Genomic DNA, 15,835 nt, shown 5'->3' with positions numbered 1-15,835 from the left:
GGTTCTCCCTCGTCTGCTGGTCGTCGGGGGACGACGTTCCCCATCGTCGTCGCGCCCGAGCGGCAAGGTCAATGGCCGCGCCGTGAGCGCTCACTTCCCGGCGGGCAGCACCCCGTCCACGATCACCGTCGACCCGGCCCGGTGGGCCTCGTCCTCGTCCAGCAGGTCGTGCAGCCGCGCCACCATCACGCCGTCGCCGGCGGGAACGGCCACACTGACGGAGCTGCCGGGGCTGGCGTCGCAGTCCTGCAGCACCTCCTCGACCAGCCGGGCGCTGGTGGCGTCGGACTGGGCACCGGCGTCGGCGTGCACGGAGAGTCGCAGCACCTCGTCCTGCGGGCTGTCGGCGTGCGGGTCGGGCTGGATCTCGGGCTTCATCGAAGTCCTCCGGGGTCGTGGAGCGCGGGGAGCCGCGCCGCGACCGGTGGTCGACGACGACGGACGCCCCCGGTCCGGGCGGCCAGGGGAGCCGGCTCGGGACCAGGAGCTCTGGCACGGCGAGACCGCACCAGGAGCGGCCGATGGGATGGTCCGGCCGCTCACCCCTGACGACGCCGTGACCCGGCGAGCAGAACGCGGCACTGCCTGTGACCCCGGTCACCCAACGCGAGCAGCAACAAGGAGAGAGGACGCCGACGGCAGCGACGAGGGTCGCCTCCTCTAGCGTCGGACCCGAGCCCTCGACGACGAGGTGCCGCGCCCCGAGGAGGTACGACCGTGACCACCCCTGGTCCCGACCGCGCACTGGCCCGGCTCCGGCCGGTGCAGACCCGCTCGATCAGCCCCGAGAACCCGGACGGCCGTCCTGGCGGTGGAGCCCGGGCGACGGAGGGCACCGGAGCCGCCGCGGCCCGCGACCTCGGTCCCGGCTGGAAGATCTCCCCGAGCGTCGTCGTCGCCCCGGGTGAGACCCACACCCTCGCCGACGTCGAGGGCTCCGGCGTCGTCACCCACCTGTGGGCGACCACGCACCCCGACCACTGGCGCACCCTCGTGCTGCGCGCGCACTGGGACGGCGACGCGGAGCCGGCGATCGAGGTCCCCTACGGCGACTTCTTCACCATGGGCTGGGGCCGGTTTGCCCAGGTGAGCTCGCAGGTGGTCGCGGTCAACCCGCACGGCGGCTTCAACAGCTACTGGCCGATGCCCTTCCGCTCCGGCGCCCGGCTGACGCTGGAGAACACCGGCTCGACCCCGGCCGTCGTCTACTACCAGCTCACCTACGAGACCGGCGGCGACCACGACGGCGACGGCTACCTGCACGCCCAGTGGCGGCGCAGCAACCCGCTCGAGGACCGCACCCCGCACGTGCTGCTCGACGGCGTCGAGGGGGCCGGGCAATACGTGGGCACCTACCTCGCCTGGGGCGTCAACAGCTCGGGCTGGTGGGGCGAGGGCGAGCTCAAGATGTACCTGGACGACGACACCACCCACCCGACCATCTGCGGCACCGGGACCGAGGACTACTTCGGCGGCGCCTGGAACTTCGACGTCCCCGGTCAGGGGTACACCGCCTACTCCACGCCCTACCTCGGGATGCCGCAGGTGATCCGCCCTGACGGCCTCTACGCCAGCCAGCAGCGGTTCGGGATGTACCGCTGGCACCTGCCCGACCCGGTGCACTTCGCCACCCGACTCCGGGTGGACGTCCAGGCTCTGGGCTGGCGCGACGGCGGCCGCTACCTGCCGCTGCGCGACGACATCGCCTCGACGGCCTTCTTCTACCTCGACCGCAGCTCCACCCGCCGCGGCCCTGCCCCGACCTTCGACGCCATGGAGATCCGCTGATCTGCGGCCGAGCGACCGCTGCACAAGGACCGGGGCCCTTCGACAGGCTCAGGGAACGAGGGCTGGGGCCCTTCGACAGGCTCAGGGAACGAGGGCTGGGGCCCTTCGACAGGCTCAGGGAACGGGGCGGGGGCCCTTGACAGGCTCAGGGAACGAGGGCTGAGGCAGGTCGACAGGCTGAGGGAGCCGGGGCTGATCCGGCGCGTCCGGCTCGCGGCTCGGCCGCGACTGCCAGGATGACGGCGTGCCGACCACGCTGAGCAGACGGCTCCGCGTCGGCTACGCCACGGGCGGGGTGGCCACCGGGTCCTTCGGCACCGTCCCCGGGCTGCTGCTGCTCCCCTACCTGACCGACACCCTCGGCGTCGCCGCCCTGCTGGCCGGGGTCGTGGTCTTCCTGCCGAAGGCGCTCGACGTCCTGCTCAACCCCGTCACCGGCCGGGTCAGCGACCGGCTGGCCGGCACCCGGGGACGCCGTCCGTTCCTGCTGGTCGGCGGGCTCGGGCTGGCCGTCGGCTTCGTCCTGCTGTTCTCCGGCCCGGTCCGGCCGCAGCCCGTCGCCGTCGCCTGGGTGGTGGTGGCCTTCGTCCTCTGCGCCGTGGCGTACTCGGTGTTCCAGGTCCCCTTCGTCGCGCTGCCGGCGGAGATCACCGACGACCCGCACGAGCGCACCGTGCTGCTGACCTGGCGGGTCGCCGTGCTCGCCGTCGCCATCCTGGCCAGCGGGGCCAGCGCTTCGGTGCTGCGCGACGCCGTGGGCGGCAGCGCCGGCTACAGGGTGATGGCCGTGGTCATCGGGCTGCTCATCGCCCTGGGTGCGCTGGGCGCGTGGGCCGGCACCCGCGGGGCGACCGGGCACCCGGTTCCCGCCCCGGCCGGCGGGCTGGGCCGGCACCTGCGGCTGGCGCTCGGGGTGCACGACTTCCGGGTGCTGCTGGCCACCTACGTGCTGCAGGCGCTGGGGATCGGCTGCATGCTCGCCGCCGTCGACTACCTGGCGCGGGAGGTGCTGGACCGGCCGGGAGCCTCGACCGTGCTCTTCGTCTGCTTCGTCGGCCCCGCGCTGCTGGTCACCCCGCTGTGGGGCCGGCTGGCCGACCGGGCGGGCAAGAAGCGCGGCTACCAGCTGGCGACGGTGCTGCTCGGCCTGGCCGCCGCGGGCGCCGTCACGGCCGGCCGGGTCCCCGTCGTCGTCGTCTTCGTGCTGGCCGCGATGGCCGGCATCGGCTACGCCGGCTGCCAGCTGTTCCCGCTGGCGATGCTGCCCGACACCGCCGCGGACGACGCCCGGCGCACCGGCGAGAACCGCGTCGGCGTGCTGACCGGGGTCTGGACGGCCGGCGAGACGCTGGGCCTGGCCCTGGGTCCCGCCGTGCTGGCCGTGCTGCTGGCCATCGGCGGCTACGTCTCCAGCCGCGGCGACGCCGTCGCCCAGCCGCCCGGAGCGCTGACAGCCATCACCCTGGGCTTCTCCGTCGTCCCCGCCCTGCTGGTCGCCGCCAGCCTGCTCACCCTGCGCGGCCACGGCCGCGGCCCCGCCCCCCTGACCGAGGAGACCCGGTGACCCCCGACGAGGTCCGCCAGCAGCTCGCCGCCGTCCGCGCGCACGACCTGCCCACCCACGGCGGCCGCACCCTGGCCTACGTCTACGACTCGGGCCTGGCCGAGGCCGACGCCCTGGGTCGGGAGGCGCTGGCGGCCTTCGGCGGCACCAACGGCCTGGACCCGACGGCCTTCCCCTCGTTGCTGGCGATGGAGCAGGACCTCGTCGGGCTGGCCGCCGACCTGCTCGACGGCCCGCCGGAGACCGTCGGCTCGGTCACCTCCGGCGGGACGGAATCGCTGCTGCTCGCCGTGCAGACCGCGCGCGACTCCCGCCCGGACGTCGAGCGGCCGGCCCTGGTGATGCCCAGCTCGGCGCACGCGTCGTTCCACAAGGCCGCGCACTACTTCGGCGTCCGGCCGGTGCTGGTGGACGTCGACCCGGTCACCGGCCGCGCCGTCGCCTCCGCGATGGCCGAGGCGATCGACGCCGACACCGTGCTGGTGGTGGCCTCGGCGCCCTCCTACCCGCACGGCGTCGTGGACCCGGTCACCGAGATCGCCACCCACGCCCAGGCGGCGGGCGTGCGCTGCCACGTCGACGCCTGCATCGGCGGCTGGCTGTTGCCGTACCTGCGCCGCGACGACCCGGGCGTGCCGGCCTACTCGTTCCTGGTCCCGGGCGTCACCAGCATCTCGGTGGACCTGCACAAGTACGGCTACACACCGAAGGGGGTCTCGCTGCTGCTGCACCGCAGCCCGGAGCTCCGCCGTCCGCAGCTGTTCGCCAGCGCGGCCTGGCCCGGCTACACGATGCTCAACACGACGACGCAGTCCACCCGCTCGGGCGGACCGCTGGCCGCGGCCTGGGCCATCACCCGGCTGATCGGCGACGACGGCTACCTGGCGCTGGCCCGGGAGGTCCGCGACGGGCTGGCCACCCTGGTCGCCGCCGTCGGCGTCAGCGCGCACCTGCGCGTGGTCGGCCGGCCGGACACGAGCCTGCTGGCGCTGGCCGCCGACGACGCCCTGGACGTCTTCACCCTGGCCGACGAGCTGCTCGCGCGTGGCTGGTACGCCCAGCCCCAGCTGAGCTCGGGGCCGTTCCCCGCCACCCTGCACCTCTCGGTCAGCGCGGCGACGGTCCCCCGGCTGCCCGAGTTCCTCACGGCGCTGGACGCCGCCGTCGACGCCGCCGTGGCCGCGGGCCCGACGACGGCCGACCCGGGCCTGGCCGCCGTGCTGGCCGAGCTGGACCCGGCCTCGCTCGACGACGCCGGGTTCGACCAGCTGCTGGCGATGGCCGGGCTGTCCGACGGCTCCGGGGCACCGGCCCTGCCCACCCGGATGGCGGCCGTCAACGCCGTCCTCGACGTCGCGCCGACGGCGCTGCGCGAGGCCCTGCTGGTCGGCTACCTCGACCGGGTCAGCCGACCCGTCCGGGCGGCCGGTGGTGTGGCGAGTTCCGGGTCGTAGTCGACCCGGAACTCACCACGCCCTACTGCTCCTCGTCGGAGAGGTCGACCGGCTGCTCCTGCTCGACGAGGTCGGCCTCGGCCGCCTCGCGCGCGTCGGGGTCCAGCCTGCTGGCGGGCGTGGGCGGGTGGCCCTCGGCCAGCGGTCCGGCCTCGGCCGCCTGCTCGGCCCAGTCCTCCTGGGGCACCTCGTCGCCGGGTGCGCCTGCGGGCACGGTCATCTCGCCTCCTGCTGGGTCGTGGTCAGAACCCGTCCCACCCTGCCAGACAAACCCGTTGCGACCCCCGGCGGCCGTCCCTAACGTTCTTCCCGCGGCACCCGCCGCCACGACGACCGGGAGGAGGTGTCCGACCTTGCTGATCATCTTCGCTGACCAGCCGTCCGCCGACGGCTCCCCGGCTTCCCACCTGGACACCGCCCGCGGTCCCGCTGCCTGACCGCAGCGCCCCGGGACCAGGTCCCCGCCGAGCCCCGTGACCCCGCCGACCCCCTCGGGTCGACGTCGGTCCTGCTCCTCCGCCCGTCCTGACGGGCTCCCGTCGTCATTTCCAAGGAACCGCCATGTCCTCCTACAGCCACGTCCACCTCCTCGACCCCACCGCGCACCAGCTCACCGGGTCGACCTCCCTGCCGCTCAGCCAGGCGGCGGCGCGGACCTACGCCCTGCGGCAGGCCGTCGCCGAGCGCCAGGCCCAGCACCGCGGCCCGCGCCCGGTCCGCACCTCGGTCCGGGAGCGCGCCCGCCGCCTCCTGAGCCGGCCCCGGCCGGCCTGACGCGCAGGTGAGCGCACCACCCGACGTCCCCGTCACCGCTCCGGTGGCGGGGACGTCGTGCGTCCGGGCTCAGCGCCGGCGCGCGGTGCCGAACAGGCTGCGGACGATTTCCCGGCCGGCCGTGCGGGCGAACTGCTTGAACGCCGACGACGCCACCACCTGCTGCACCACCGAGCGCTCGGCCCGCGGCGTCGCCCGGCTGCGCGGGGCCGCCCGACCCGACGACCGGCTCTCGCGCGCGGCGCGCTCGTCGGCCTCCCGGCGGGCCCGGTCGTCGCGCTCGGCCTGCTCGCGGGACTCGACCGCCTGCCGCTCGGCCGCGGCGGTGGCGGCCCCGGCCTCCAGCTTGCGGGCGAGCATCTCGCGGGCGGAGTCGCGGTCGACGGCGGTGCCGTAGCGACCCATCAGCGACGACGCGGCGATCCCGGGCCGCAGCACGTCCGCCGGCGTCGGCGCCATCAGCGACTGCGGGGCGCGCATCCGGGTCCGGGCGACCGGGGTCGGCGTGCCGTCGGGGTCCATCACCGTGACGACGGCCTCGCCGGTGCCGAGCTGCTGCAGCACCTCGGCCAGGTCGTACGGCGAGCGCGGGAACGTCGCCACCGTCTGCTTGAGCGCCTTGGCGTCGTTCGGGGTGTGCGCGCGGAGCTGATGCTGCACCCGGGAGCCGAGCTGGGCCAGCACGTCGTCCGGCACGTCCTTCGGCGTCTGGGTGACGAAGAAGATGCCGACGCCCTTGGAGCGGATCAGCCGGACGGTCTGGGCGATGGCGTCGAGGAACGCCTTCGACGCGTCGGTGAACAGCAGGTGCGCCTCGTCGAAGAAGAAGACGAGCTTGGGCTTCTCGACGTCGCCCACCTCGGGCAGGTCGTGGAAGAGGTCGGCCAGCAGCCACATGAGGAAGGTGGAGAACAGCGCCGGCCGGTCCTGCAGGTCGGGCAGCTCCAGCAGCGAGACCACGCCCTGGCCGTCGGCGGTCACCCGCATCAGGTCGGCGGTGTCGAACTCGGGCTCGCCGAAGAACGCGTCGGCGCCCTGGGCGGCGAAGGTGACCAGCGAGCGCAGGATGACCCCGACGGTGGCGGCGCTGAGCCCGCCGATGTTCTTGAGCTCGGCCTTGCCCTCGTCGCTGGTCAGGTGGGTGAGCACCGCCCGCAGGTCGGCGAGGTCCAGCAGCGGCAACCCGGCGGTGTCGGCGTAGTGGAAGACCAGGCCCAGCGAGGACTCCTGGACGGCGTTGAGCCCCAGCACCTTGGCCAGCAGCACCGGCCCGAAGGAGCTCATCGTCGCCCGCAGCGGCACCCCGAGGCCCTGGCCGCCGAGGGAGAAGAACTCGGTCGGGCAGGCGCGCGGCTGCCAGTCCTGGCCCAGCTTCTGCGTCCGGGCCAGCAGCTTGTCGCTGGCCTGCCCGGGCGAGGCCAGCCCGGACAGGTCGCCCTTGATGTCGGCGGCGAAGACGGGGACGCCGGCGGCGGAGATCTGCTCGGCCATCAGCTGCAGGGTCTTGGTCTTGCCGGTGCCGGTCGCCCCGGCCACCAGGCCGTGCCGGTTGAGCATCGAGAGCGGGATCCGGACCCCGGCCGCGGGCACCGGGGCGTCGTCCTCCAGCACCACGCCCAGCTCGATCGCGGGCTCGTCGAAGGTGTAGCCGGCGGCGATCGCCGCGACCTCCTCGGAGAGGGCCGGCGGCGTGCTCGCCGGGTCCTCCGGCGCCGCGGCCGCGGCGTCCGTCGGAGGGGCGGGCGGGGTCGCGGCGGGCTCGGTCATGACCGAATCGTAACGACGCCCGTCTGCGGCCACCGGCCTCTGCTGACTACAGTGGCCGGGTGATCTTCAAGCGCGTGGGTGACGTCCGCCCGTACCCCGACCACGGGTACGTGCAGAAGCAGTGGGCGGCCATCGCCCCTCACCAGGTGCGTTTGGACCAGCTGGTGACCACGAAGCGGACGCTCGACCTCGAGGCCCTGCTGGAGGAGGACTCGACCTTCTACGGCGACCTGTTCGCCCACGTCGTCGCCTGGCGCGGGGACCTGTACCTGGAGGACGGCCTGCACCGCGCGCTGCGGGCCGCGCTGCAGCAGCGGCAGACGATGCACGCCCGCGTGCTCGACCTGAAGTAGCCCGGGCGGGCGCGCCCGACCGGGGGGCGCCCCGGCGCCGGGTAGGGTGCACGGACCGGAGGGGGCGGCGAGCGCTCGTCCCGCCACCTTGAGGAGGAGGAGCGTTGCTCGGTCGCATCTTCCGCGCGGTGCGCACCCCGTTCACGCTGCTCGTGCTGCTGGGAGTCCTCTGCTACGGCGCCTGGTGGGGCTACACCAACGTCATCCGCGAGGTCCCGCCCGCCCCGCCGGCTCCGTGCGTGGAGCAGAAGCTCCCCAAGAACCAGCTCAAGTCCAGCCAGGTGACCGTCAGCGTCTTCAACGGCGGCGACAAGCGCGGCCTGGCCGGCGACGTCGGCCGCTCGCTGCGCGACCGCGGCTTCAAGGTGCAGACGACGACCAACACGCTGCAGAAGGTGCAGAAGACGGTCATCGTCGGCGCCGGGACCAAGAACCCCGAGGTGCTGCTGGTCAAGGCGTTCTTCAAGGACGCCGACGTCAAGGCCGACAAGCGGGTCGACGGCTCCGTCGACGTCCTGGTCGGCAACCGCTACGGCGGGTTCAACAAGAAGGCCAAGACCACCTACACGGTGAAGAGCTCGAAGGCCTGCCTGCCCGCGCAGCCCACCCCCACCCCGACGCTCGGCAGCTGACCTCCGGCGCCGCCGGCCTCAGGTGGTCCGCTCGCCGTCGCGCCAGCGGGCCAGCCGGCCGCCCCGGCCGATGGCGCGCAGCCGGTCCTCGGTGACCTCGCGCTGCGCCGTCGGGGTGACCACCAGCAGCTCGTCGCCCACCCGGATCCGCTCCCGCGGGGCCGGGTTGAACGGCTCGCTCCCGCGGATGATCAGCGTCACGACGGTGTGCCGGGGCAGCCGCAGCTCGCCGATCTCCACCCCGGCCAGCCGGGAGCCCTCCGGGATCCGGACCTGCAGCAGGTCGGCGGAGATGCGGTCCAGCGGGGCCACCTCGACCTCGACGTCGGTGGCCGCCCGGTCGTCGAGCAGCCCGAGGAGCCGGCCGACGAAGGGCAGCGTCGGCGCCTGCAGGCAGGTGAAGACGATGACGAAGACGAGCACGACGTCGAAGAGGAAGACCGCGCCCGGCACGTCCTCCGACAGCGGGATGGTGGCCAGCACGATGGGCACCGCGCCGCGCAGGCCCGCCCAGGACAGGAACAGCTGGTGGCGCACCGGCACCTTGAAGGCGAGCGAGGACAACCCCACCGACACCGGCCGGGCGACGAAGGTGAGGAACAACCCGGCCAGCAGGGCGACGACGACGGCGTAGAGGGTCACCCGACCCGGCGAGGCGAGCAGCCCGAGCATGACGAACAGCCCGATCTGGGCGATCCAGCCGATGCCCTCGACGAACGAGCGGGTGGCGGTGCGGTGCGGCAGCTGGGCGTTGCCGAGCATCAGCGCGCAGGCGTAGACGGCGGCGAAGCCGCTGGCGTGCACCAGCGCCCCGATGCCGTAGGCGAAGACGGTCCAGACCAGAGCGGCGAGCGGGTAGAGGCCGGAGGACGGCAGCGCGACCCGGCGCAGGATCTGCACCCCCACCCAGCCCAGGCCGATCCCGACGGCGAGCCCGGCGACCAGCTCCAGCAGGATCAGCCCGATCAGCCCGGGCACCCCGCCGTGCGTCGGCTGGCCGATCGCGACGGCGCTCGCCAGGCCGACCAGCAGCACCGTCGGGGCGTCGTTCAGCCCGGACTCGGCCTCCAGCGCCCCGCGCAGCGCGTGCGGGATCGGCACGTGCCGCAGCACCGAGAACACCGCGGCCGCATCGGTCGGGGAGGTGACGGCGCCGAGCAGCACCGCGATCCACAGGTCCAGGCCCAGCACGTAGTACCCGAACAGGGTCATCAGCCCGACGCTGACGCCGATCCCCAGCGTGGCCAGCACCAGGGCCAGCAGCGTCGAGGAACGGATGTCGGCCCACCGGGTGGTCAGCCCGCCCTCGGCCAGGATGATGACCAGCGCGCCGAAGCCGAGGGCGCGGGCGAGGTCGGCGTCGTCGAAGCGGACGCCGAGGCCCGAGTCGCCGAGCGCCATGCCGAGGCCGAGGAACAGCAGCAGCGACGGCAGGCCCACCCGGGCCCCGATCCGTGCGGCGACGATGGCCAGGATGACGACGACAGCCCCCACGAGGAGGACGCTGTCGAGGTCGATCACCCGCCCATCCTCCCCGACGGCTGTGACGCCCCGGTGACGAGCGGGTCAGCCTGGACGGCGCCGGACCTCCAGCCGGCTGCCCGGGACGACACCCCAGGCCGCCAGGGCGCCGGCCGCCGCCTCGAGCGTCGCGCGCGCCCCGCGCCGCGGCCGGGTGAGCCCGGTCCAGGGCTGCAGGGTCCCGACGTGCAGGACCACGCCGTCCCCGTCGAGGACGGCGACGTCGAGCGGGTAGCGCATCCCCACCATGTGCACCGACGGGCAGCGGGTGATCCACAGGGCGCCGACGACCGCGTCGGTGCCCAGCAGGCCGCGGCGGCGCTCGGCCGTGCGCTGAGCGACGGCGACGGGCGCCACCGGCGTGCCGTCGCGCAGCAGCACGTCGGGGCCGGGGCCGAACGGGCGTCGGGTCACGGGTCTCCTCCGGGTCGGGTGGGGGTGCGAGCGGCGGCGCGCGGGCCGGTCCGCTGACCCCGGCGGACCCTACGATCCGAGCGGGTCAGCCGCCCCGGGACCGGGGCGCGGCGGCCCTCCCCGACCCCCGAACCCGACCCGAGACCCCGACACCCAGACCCCGACACCGAGGAGGCCGACCGTGGCGCGACGCCGTGCCGTGGAGCGCGTCCGGCGCCGCGAGGGGGTGCTGGACCGGCTCGTCGCCGGCGCCCTCGTCGTGGTGGCGGCGTCCGGCCTGATGAGCGTGCTGCCCGGCCGGGGCCAGGCCGCCGTCACCGCGACGGCTTGCCGGCTGGGCTCCCTGGGCCTCGGCGCCTGCGGCCCCGACGCCGACGCGACCGGGGTCGACCTCGGCGCCGACGCCCTCGCCCCGCCCCGCTGCCCGGTGCTCGCCGACCTCGACGCCACCGTGCCCGAGGTGCGGACCCGGACCCTGACCACGGCGCGCGGCCTCGTCGTCCGGCTGGCCGCCGACCGCTCGGGCGACACCGTGCTGCGGCTGGGACCCGGCCCCGACCCGGCGCCGCCCGACCTGCTGGCCGGCGACGGGCGGGCCGACGTCGCCGTGCTGCCCGGGACCGCCGTCCCCGCCGGCACGGCCTGGCTGCTGCCCGGCGGCCAGGGCGCGGCGACGGTCGTCGGCGCCGCGCACGACCGTCAGCGGGCCTGGTCCCAGCGCCGCTCGGCGCTGGCCCTGCCCGCGGTGCTGACCCGCGACCACGGCCGCGACCTGCCCGCCCCCACCCGGCTCGCCTCCGCCGTCGACCTGCGCCGGGCCGTGCTGCCCGGGGGTCCGGCGTCCGTCCCGGCCGCCCCGCCCGCCGGCGGTCGCGGGCCGGATGGCGTCCGGCTGGACCCCGCGCGGCCGGCGACCGTCGTGCTCGACACCACCACCGGCACCTCCGCCGTGACCGCCGACCTCCGCGGGCGGGCCGCCGGTCGGCCCGTCGCGGGCGCCGTCCGCTGGACCCGCGACGCCGGCGGCGGGCTGACCGGACTCGTGCTGGCCCTCGCCGCCACCGGCCCGCTGGTCAACGGGCAGCCCGCCGGTGCGGCGACGACCGTCGTCTACCTGCGGGTGCCGGTCCGCACCCCGGTGGAGCGCGCCCTGGTCGAGGAGCGGCTGGCGGCGGCCGGTGGCCTCGCGCTGGACCTCGACGGCCTGCTGGCCCTGCGCCCGCCCGCCGCCGACGACCGGCTGGGCGGCTTCCTGGCCCGCGCGGCGACCGTGACCGTCCTGGGCTGGGACGGCCCCGGCCCCGGCGCGGCGGCCGGCCAGCTGCGGACCGAGCTCGACGACGACGCCCGCCAGCTCTGGCCGGACGCCCGGCTGGTCAGCGCCGGCGCCGTCGCCCCGCAGCCGACGGGCACCGCCCGCGTGCTGCGGGACGACCCGGGGTGCGTCGGCGGATGACCGAGCACCCGACCGGCTCCTGGACCCGCCGCTCCGCCCTGGCCCTCGGCCTGTCCGCTGCCGCGCTGCTGGTCGCACCTGCCCGCGCCGCGACGACCGAGGTCCGGCTGGGCGCGCTGGCCTTCGCCGTCCCCGCGGGCTTGCTGCCCGTCGACGACCCCGGCCTGGGGTCCGGCTGGCAGTGGCGCGGGGCCGGTCCCGGCCGGTCGCCGGTCGTGCTGGCCCGCGCCGAGCTGGCCGCGATCAGCCCGGAGGAGGTGCTGGCCCTGGTGCTGGCCGGGGCCGGCGCCGGGCTGCTGCCGGGGCTCCGGCTGGGGCCGCGTCGGCGTCGGACCACCCCCGGGGCCGCGCCGGGCGACGCCCAGCTGCGGGCCGAGCTGGGCTGGCGCTCCGCCGCCGGCCGCCCGGCCCGGGGCACCCTGCTGGCCGCCACCCGGGTCGGGGGCCCGGCCGCGCTGGTCGCGGTGCTGGGCGACGCCACCCTGACCGCGGGCACCGTCGACGCCGTCCTGGACTCGGTCCGGTGGACGCGCTGACGAGCGGGCCGGCCGGGCAGGCCGTCCGGGCCTGGGTGGTCGGGACGGCGACGCTGCTGAGCGCCGGGACCGCGGTGTCCGCCCTGGCCGCGGGTGGCGGCGAGCTCACGCCGCTGCGCGCGGCGCTCGCGGCCGCGGTGCTGGCCGTCGGCGTCGGCGCGGTCTCCGTCGTGGTCACCGACCGCGGGACCCGCACCCGGCTGCGCTGCCTGCTGTGGGGTGGCCTGGTCCCGCTGCTCGCCGGAGCGGGGACGGCCGCGCTGGTCGGCCCCGTCGCCGGGCCGGCCGCCGCGGCCGCCGGTGCTCTGCCCTGGCTGGCCGGGCTGCTGCCGGCCCTCGTCGGGCCCGCGCTGCCCCAGCTGCGGCTCGGCCGGTCCGGTCGGCCCCGTCGTCGCTGACGAGGGCCGTCACCGGTCCCGTCGTCGCGTGGGCGGCTCCGCCGGCCCGGCCGCTGACGACCGGCGCCGGTCCTAGCCGGTGAGCCGGGGCCGCAGCCGCTCGGCCAGGGCCACCAGCTGGGCCGGGTCGTCGGGGCGGAAGCGCAGGTCGAGGAGGTCGAGCCGGACGTCGACCCGCTCGTCGCCGCACGTCAGCACCGTGATCACCGGCGGGGGCGGCGGGGGCGGGGGCGCGTCGTCGTCCTCGTCGGCCGGCGGCGCCGTGGGGGTCGGGGTGGGCGTGGGCACGACGAACGACGGGTCGAGGGCGCAGTCGTCGGCCGCGAAGGTGGTGGCGGCCTCGGCCCCGGCACGGGCCGGCGGACCGGAGACGTCGGTCGTCCGGGCCACCACCTCGACGCTCACCTCGTCGCGCCGGACGTCCCAGCAGTAGCCGGTCAGCGACGCGCCGTTCGCGGTGGCCAGCCGCGCGGCCTCCACCCGGCCCTGCTGCGCGCACCGGCCACCGCCGACGAGATCGGCGACCTCCGAGGCCCGCCGGAAGCCCGGCGCCAGGGAGCGCGGGAGGTCGTCGACCACGCTCTGCGCCCCGGCCAGGGCGGCGGCGTCGGCGGCCTGCTGCGCCCGGCCGCCCTCGGCGCCGGCCACCGAGCCGAGGGCGACGAAGCCCGCCCCCAGCAGCAGGGCGAGCACCGCCATCACCAGCAGGGCGGTCACCGGCCCGGAGCCGCGCTCGGCGTCGGCGGGGCGAGCGGCCATCAGGTCCTCCTGCGGGTGGTCGGGGTGGGGAGTGCGGGGGTGCGGGCCGGCGGCGCGAGGGTCCGGGGTGCGGATCGCCGGGGCCGGGGACGCCGGACGGCCGGACGGGGGTGCTCCCCCGTCCGGCCGTCGGTGGTGGTCAGGCGACGGCGGTCTTGACCTTCTCCACGGCGGTGGTGATCATCCCGCCGAGGTCGGCCTCCTTGGCCACGGCGACGACCGCGACGATGATGATCGCCGCGACGGCGATCATCCCGACGTACTCGAGGGTTCCCTGGCCGGCCTCGCGCCGGGCCGCGACCTTGTCGAGGGCGGTCAGCTGCCAGAAGTACAGGGTGAGGGCGATCTTGCTCATGGGGGTTCCTCCGGTGCTCGTGCGACCCGGGTCCGGGTCGGCTGGTGGTCGTCCCCGCGGGGAGCGGGTGTTCCGATGTCGACGACGCTACGGAGCGCGGAGGCCGCGGGGATGGGCCCGAGGACCCACCCCCGGACCCAATTCCGGGCACCCCGCCGGGCACCTCGCCGCGGGTGCTCACCGGGCGGTCGCGCCGAGCCAGAGGGCGACGGCGTGGCCCCGGTTCTGGGCGCCCAGCTTGGCGAAGATCCGGTTGATGTGGTTCTTCACCGTCTTCTCGGAGATGAACAGCTCGCGGGCGACGTCGCCGTTCGCGGCCCCCTCGGCCACCAGCGCCATCACCTCGGCCTCGCGCACGGACAGCCCGAACCGGGCCGCCAGCCGCTCCTGGCTGGGTGCCGGGTCGCGGAGGACGGCGACGGCCTGCGCGGAGAACGTGCCCAGGCCGCGGGCGACCATCCGGACGGCCTGCAGCAGCTCGTCCTCGCTGAAGTGGCCGTGCACCAGGTAGCCGCGGACGCCGGCCCGCAGGGCGGCGGCGATGACGTCCGGGGAGTCCGAGTAGGTGAGCATCAGCACGGCGGTCTCGGCGGCCAGCTCGGCCGCGGCGCTGACGCCGTCCTGCCGGGGCATCCGGACGTCGAGCAGCAGCACGTCGGGGCGCTTGGCGCGGGCGAGCGCGACCGCGGCGGCGCCGTCGCCCGCCTCCCACACCACCTCGAGGTCGTCGGCGGTGGCGAGCAGGCTGCGGACGCCCATCCGGACGACCGCGTTGTCGTCGGCGACGGCGACCCGGATCCGGGTCCTCACCGCGGCAGGCGGAGCGGCACGTCCTTCGTCGAGCTGGTGCGCGGGTGGCGCGAGGCGGTCCATCGGACGCAGGTCCCCTTCCCGGGTTCGGAGTCGACGTCGACGTCGCCGCCGACGGCGCGGGCGCGCTCGTGCACCCCGCGCAGGCCGTAGTGGCCGGGGGCGGCGGCCGTGCCGGCGGCGGGCGCCCGGAAGCCGACCCCGTCGTCGCGGACGGTCAGCCGCACCCGGGTCGCGTCGCCGTCCAGCCGCACGTCGACGCGGGTGGCCCGGGCGTGCCGGGCGACGTTGTGCAGCAGCTCGCCCAGAGCGGCGGCCAGCTGGCCGGTGACGGCCGGGTCGGCGTCGACGGCCCCGGCCGCGTGCAGCGAGGTCGCCACCCCGGTGTCGGCCTCGAAGGTGCGCAGCAGCGAGGCGACGACGTCGACGGTGGGCCGGTCGTCGGTGTCCTCGCGCAGGGTGACGAGCAGGGCGCGGGCCTCCCGGGCCGCCTGGTCGGCGGCGTCGGCGAGCGAGCGCGAGAGGTCGCGGGTGAGCGTCTGGTCCTGCCCGGCGACCCGGGTCAGCGCCTTGGCGCCGAGGGAGATGCCGTGCAGGGACTTGCCCACCGAGTCGTGCATGGCCCGGGCCAGCCGGGCGCGCTCCTCCGCGGCGCCGACGGCGGCCACGGCCAGCGCCACCTCGCTGCGGGCGCGGAGGGTGCCCTCGACGCTGTGCCGGACGACCGCACCGACGCCGCCGAGGCCGAGCACCAGGGCCGGCAGCCCGGCCAGCAGGGCCAGACCGGCCTGCCAGCTGACCGGGCCGGCCCCGAGCAGCGCCGCCGGGGCGCCGAGGCTGCCGACGGCCAGCGGGGCGACCAGCGCGACGAGCACCCGGCGCGGGAACAGCAGCCCGACGGCGAGCGCGGAGCAGACGACGGTGAGCGCCGCGGGCTGGTCGGCGCCGACGGTGAGCAGCAGGGCGACGGCCAGGGCGACGTCGGCCGAGGCGGCCAGCGGGTGCGCGATCAGCAGCCGCACCGTCCGGCCGCTGCGGCTCAGCACCAGGCTGGAGGCGGTCAGCAGCAGCAGGCTCGCCGTGGCGGCCGCCGTCGCACCTGGCCCGGTCAGCGCGGCCGGGGCGGCCAGGGCCAGGCAGACGAGCCGGGCGGTGAAGGCGCCGCGGACCAGCCGGACGAACGCCGGGTCGGCCAGCAGCGACGCCGTCGCCCCCAGGTCGGGCCCGGTCGGCACGCCGACCACGCCCGTCACG

At 76.4% G+C, this 15,835-nt stretch carries 18 protein-coding genes; 9 read left to right on the top strand and 9 right to left on the bottom strand.

The features are described 5' to 3' along the window. Positions 1 to 90 precede the first annotated feature (90 nt). Positions 91 to 378 (bottom strand): hypothetical protein, encoded by a 288-nt coding sequence (locus JOF54_RS12410; protein WP_210056202.1) that lies wholly within the window; start codon positions 376 to 378, stop codon positions 91 to 93. Positions 379 to 717: 339 nt separating this feature from the next. Between JOF54_RS12410 and JOF54_RS12405 the strand changes: the two genes are divergently transcribed. From JOF54_RS12405 to JOF54_RS12395, 3 genes are all read left to right on the top strand, one after another. Beyond that, entirely contained in the window at positions 718 to 1,788 is a 1,071-nt protein-coding gene (locus tag JOF54_RS12405; RefSeq protein WP_210056200.1) for a glycoside hydrolase family 172 protein, read from the top strand. Between the two features lie 244 nt (positions 1,789 to 2,032). After that, complete coding sequence (locus tag JOF54_RS12400) at positions 2,033 to 3,352, top strand: MFS transporter (protein ID WP_210056198.1); 1,320 nt, start codon at positions 2,033 to 2,035, stop codon at positions 3,350 to 3,352. Beyond that, the gene (locus JOF54_RS12395; RefSeq protein WP_210056196.1) at positions 3,349 to 4,806 is read left to right on the top strand and encodes a pyridoxal phosphate-dependent decarboxylase family protein; all 1,458 of its coding nucleotides are present in this window, start codon (positions 3,349 to 3,351) and stop codon (positions 4,804 to 4,806) included. Before JOF54_RS12400 ends, JOF54_RS12395 begins: the two co-directional genes overlap by 4 nt. Positions 4,807 to 4,828: 22 nt before the next feature. Here the strand turns inward: JOF54_RS12395 and JOF54_RS12390 are convergent, their stop codons facing one another. Then, positions 4,829 to 5,026, bottom strand: coding sequence for an Rv3202a family protein (locus tag JOF54_RS12390; protein ID WP_210056194.1), 198 nt, complete (start codon positions 5,024 to 5,026; stop codon positions 4,829 to 4,831). Between the two features lie 341 nt (positions 5,027 to 5,367). Here JOF54_RS12390 and JOF54_RS12385 point away from each other — a divergent pair, with 341 nt between their 5' ends. Continuing rightward, positions 5,368 to 5,580 (top strand): hypothetical protein, encoded by a 213-nt coding sequence (locus tag JOF54_RS12385; RefSeq protein WP_210056192.1) that lies wholly within the window; start codon positions 5,368 to 5,370, stop codon positions 5,578 to 5,580. 69 nt (positions 5,581 to 5,649) lie between these two features. On the opposite strand, the gene JOF54_RS12380 is transcribed toward JOF54_RS12385, so the two are convergent. Next, positions 5,650 to 7,347 (bottom strand): helicase HerA-like domain-containing protein, encoded by a 1,698-nt coding sequence (locus JOF54_RS12380; RefSeq protein WP_210056189.1) that lies wholly within the window; start codon positions 7,345 to 7,347, stop codon positions 5,650 to 5,652. Positions 7,348 to 7,406: 59 nt separating this feature from the next. On the opposite strand from JOF54_RS12380, the gene JOF54_RS12375 reads away from it, so the two are divergent. Further along, positions 7,407 to 7,700, top strand: a complete 294-nt coding sequence (locus tag JOF54_RS12375; protein ID WP_091408876.1) for a type II toxin-antitoxin system VapB family antitoxin — start codon at positions 7,407 to 7,409, stop codon at positions 7,698 to 7,700. 104 nt (positions 7,701 to 7,804) lie between these two features. Next, entirely contained in the window at positions 7,805 to 8,332 is a 528-nt protein-coding gene (locus JOF54_RS12370; RefSeq protein ID WP_210056187.1) for a LytR C-terminal domain-containing protein, read from the top strand. A gap of 18 nt (positions 8,333 to 8,350) precedes the next feature. Here JOF54_RS12370 and JOF54_RS12365 read toward each other — a convergent pair whose 3' ends face one another. After that, a complete protein-coding gene (locus JOF54_RS12365; protein WP_210056185.1) occupies positions 8,351 to 9,853 on the bottom strand; it encodes a potassium/proton antiporter in 1,503 nt (500 codons plus the stop codon). 45 nt (positions 9,854 to 9,898) lie between these two features. Further along, positions 9,899 to 10,267, bottom strand: coding sequence for a DUF192 domain-containing protein (locus JOF54_RS12360; RefSeq protein ID WP_210056183.1), 369 nt, complete (start codon positions 10,265 to 10,267; stop codon positions 9,899 to 9,901). Positions 10,268 to 10,448: 181 nt separating this feature from the next. Between JOF54_RS12360 and JOF54_RS12355 the strand changes: the two genes are divergently transcribed. The 3 genes from JOF54_RS12355 to JOF54_RS12345 are packed head-to-tail and all read left to right on the top strand — an operon-like array spanning position 10,449 to position 12,657. Continuing rightward, on the top strand, positions 10,449 to 11,723 hold the full coding sequence (locus tag JOF54_RS12355) for a hypothetical protein (protein WP_210056181.1): 1,275 nt from the start codon (positions 10,449 to 10,451) through the stop codon (positions 11,721 to 11,723). Then, positions 11,720 to 12,259 (top strand): hypothetical protein, encoded by a 540-nt coding sequence (locus JOF54_RS12350; protein ID WP_210056179.1) that lies wholly within the window; start codon positions 11,720 to 11,722, stop codon positions 12,257 to 12,259. Before JOF54_RS12355 ends, JOF54_RS12350 begins: the two co-directional genes overlap by 4 nt. Next, complete coding sequence (locus JOF54_RS12345) at positions 12,247 to 12,657, top strand: hypothetical protein (protein WP_210056177.1); 411 nt, start codon at positions 12,247 to 12,249, stop codon at positions 12,655 to 12,657. The genes JOF54_RS12350 and JOF54_RS12345 overlap by 13 nt, the downstream gene beginning before the upstream one ends. 72 nt (positions 12,658 to 12,729) lie before the next feature. Here the strand turns inward: JOF54_RS12345 and JOF54_RS12340 are convergent, their stop codons facing one another. From JOF54_RS12340 to JOF54_RS21940, 4 genes are all read right to left on the bottom strand, one after another. Then, on the bottom strand, positions 12,730 to 13,416 hold the full coding sequence (locus tag JOF54_RS12340; protein ID WP_210056175.1) for a hypothetical protein: 687 nt from the start codon (positions 13,414 to 13,416) through the stop codon (positions 12,730 to 12,732). Positions 13,417 to 13,555: 139 nt separating this feature from the next. Continuing rightward, positions 13,556 to 13,771: a hypothetical protein gene (locus JOF54_RS12335; protein ID WP_210056174.1), complete on the bottom strand. Its 216-nt coding sequence runs from the start codon at positions 13,769 to 13,771 to the stop codon at positions 13,556 to 13,558. Positions 13,772 to 13,948: 177 nt separating this feature from the next. Then, entirely contained in the window at positions 13,949 to 14,581 is a 633-nt protein-coding gene (locus tag JOF54_RS12330; RefSeq protein WP_210056171.1) for a response regulator, read from the bottom strand. Beyond that, positions 14,578 to 15,834, bottom strand: a complete 1,257-nt coding sequence (locus tag JOF54_RS21940; protein ID WP_210056169.1) for a sensor histidine kinase — start codon at positions 15,832 to 15,834, stop codon at positions 14,578 to 14,580. The genes JOF54_RS12330 and JOF54_RS21940 overlap by 4 nt, the downstream gene beginning before the upstream one ends. Between the last annotated feature and the right edge of the window lies 1 nt (position 15,835).

It is taken from the genome of Microlunatus capsulatus (assembly GCF_017876495.1).
Classification (GTDB): domain Bacteria; phylum Actinomycetota; class Actinomycetes; order Propionibacteriales; family Propionibacteriaceae; genus Microlunatus; species Microlunatus capsulatus.
This window is presented reverse-complemented; position numbering and strand designations above follow the sequence as displayed.

What these genes read in the sequence shown, in the direction of transcription:
- JOF54_RS12410 (WP_210056202.1), bottom strand. Translation starts at nt 378, where the DNA reads ATGAAGCCCGAGATCCAGCCCGACCCGCACGCCGACAGCCCGCAGGAC.
- JOF54_RS12390 (WP_210056194.1), bottom strand. Translation starts at nt 5,026, where the DNA reads ATGACCGTGCCCGCAGGCGCACCCGGCGACGAGGTGCCCCAGGAGGAC.
- JOF54_RS12385 (WP_210056192.1), top strand. Translation starts at nt 5,368, where the DNA reads ATGTCCTCCTACAGCCACGTCCACCTCCTCGACCCCACCGCGCACCAG.
- JOF54_RS12380 (WP_210056189.1), bottom strand. Translation starts at nt 7,347, where the DNA reads ATGACCGAGCCCGCCGCGACCCCGCCCGCCCCTCCGACGGACGCCGCG.
- JOF54_RS12350 (WP_210056179.1), top strand. Translation starts at nt 11,720, where the DNA reads ATGACCGAGCACCCGACCGGCTCCTGGACCCGCCGCTCCGCCCTGGCC.
- JOF54_RS12340 (WP_210056175.1), bottom strand. Translation starts at nt 13,416, where the DNA reads ATGGCCGCTCGCCCCGCCGACGCCGAGCGCGGCTCCGGGCCGGTGACC.
- JOF54_RS12335 (WP_210056174.1), bottom strand. Translation starts at nt 13,771, where the DNA reads ATGAGCAAGATCGCCCTCACCCTGTACTTCTGGCAGCTGACCGCCCTC.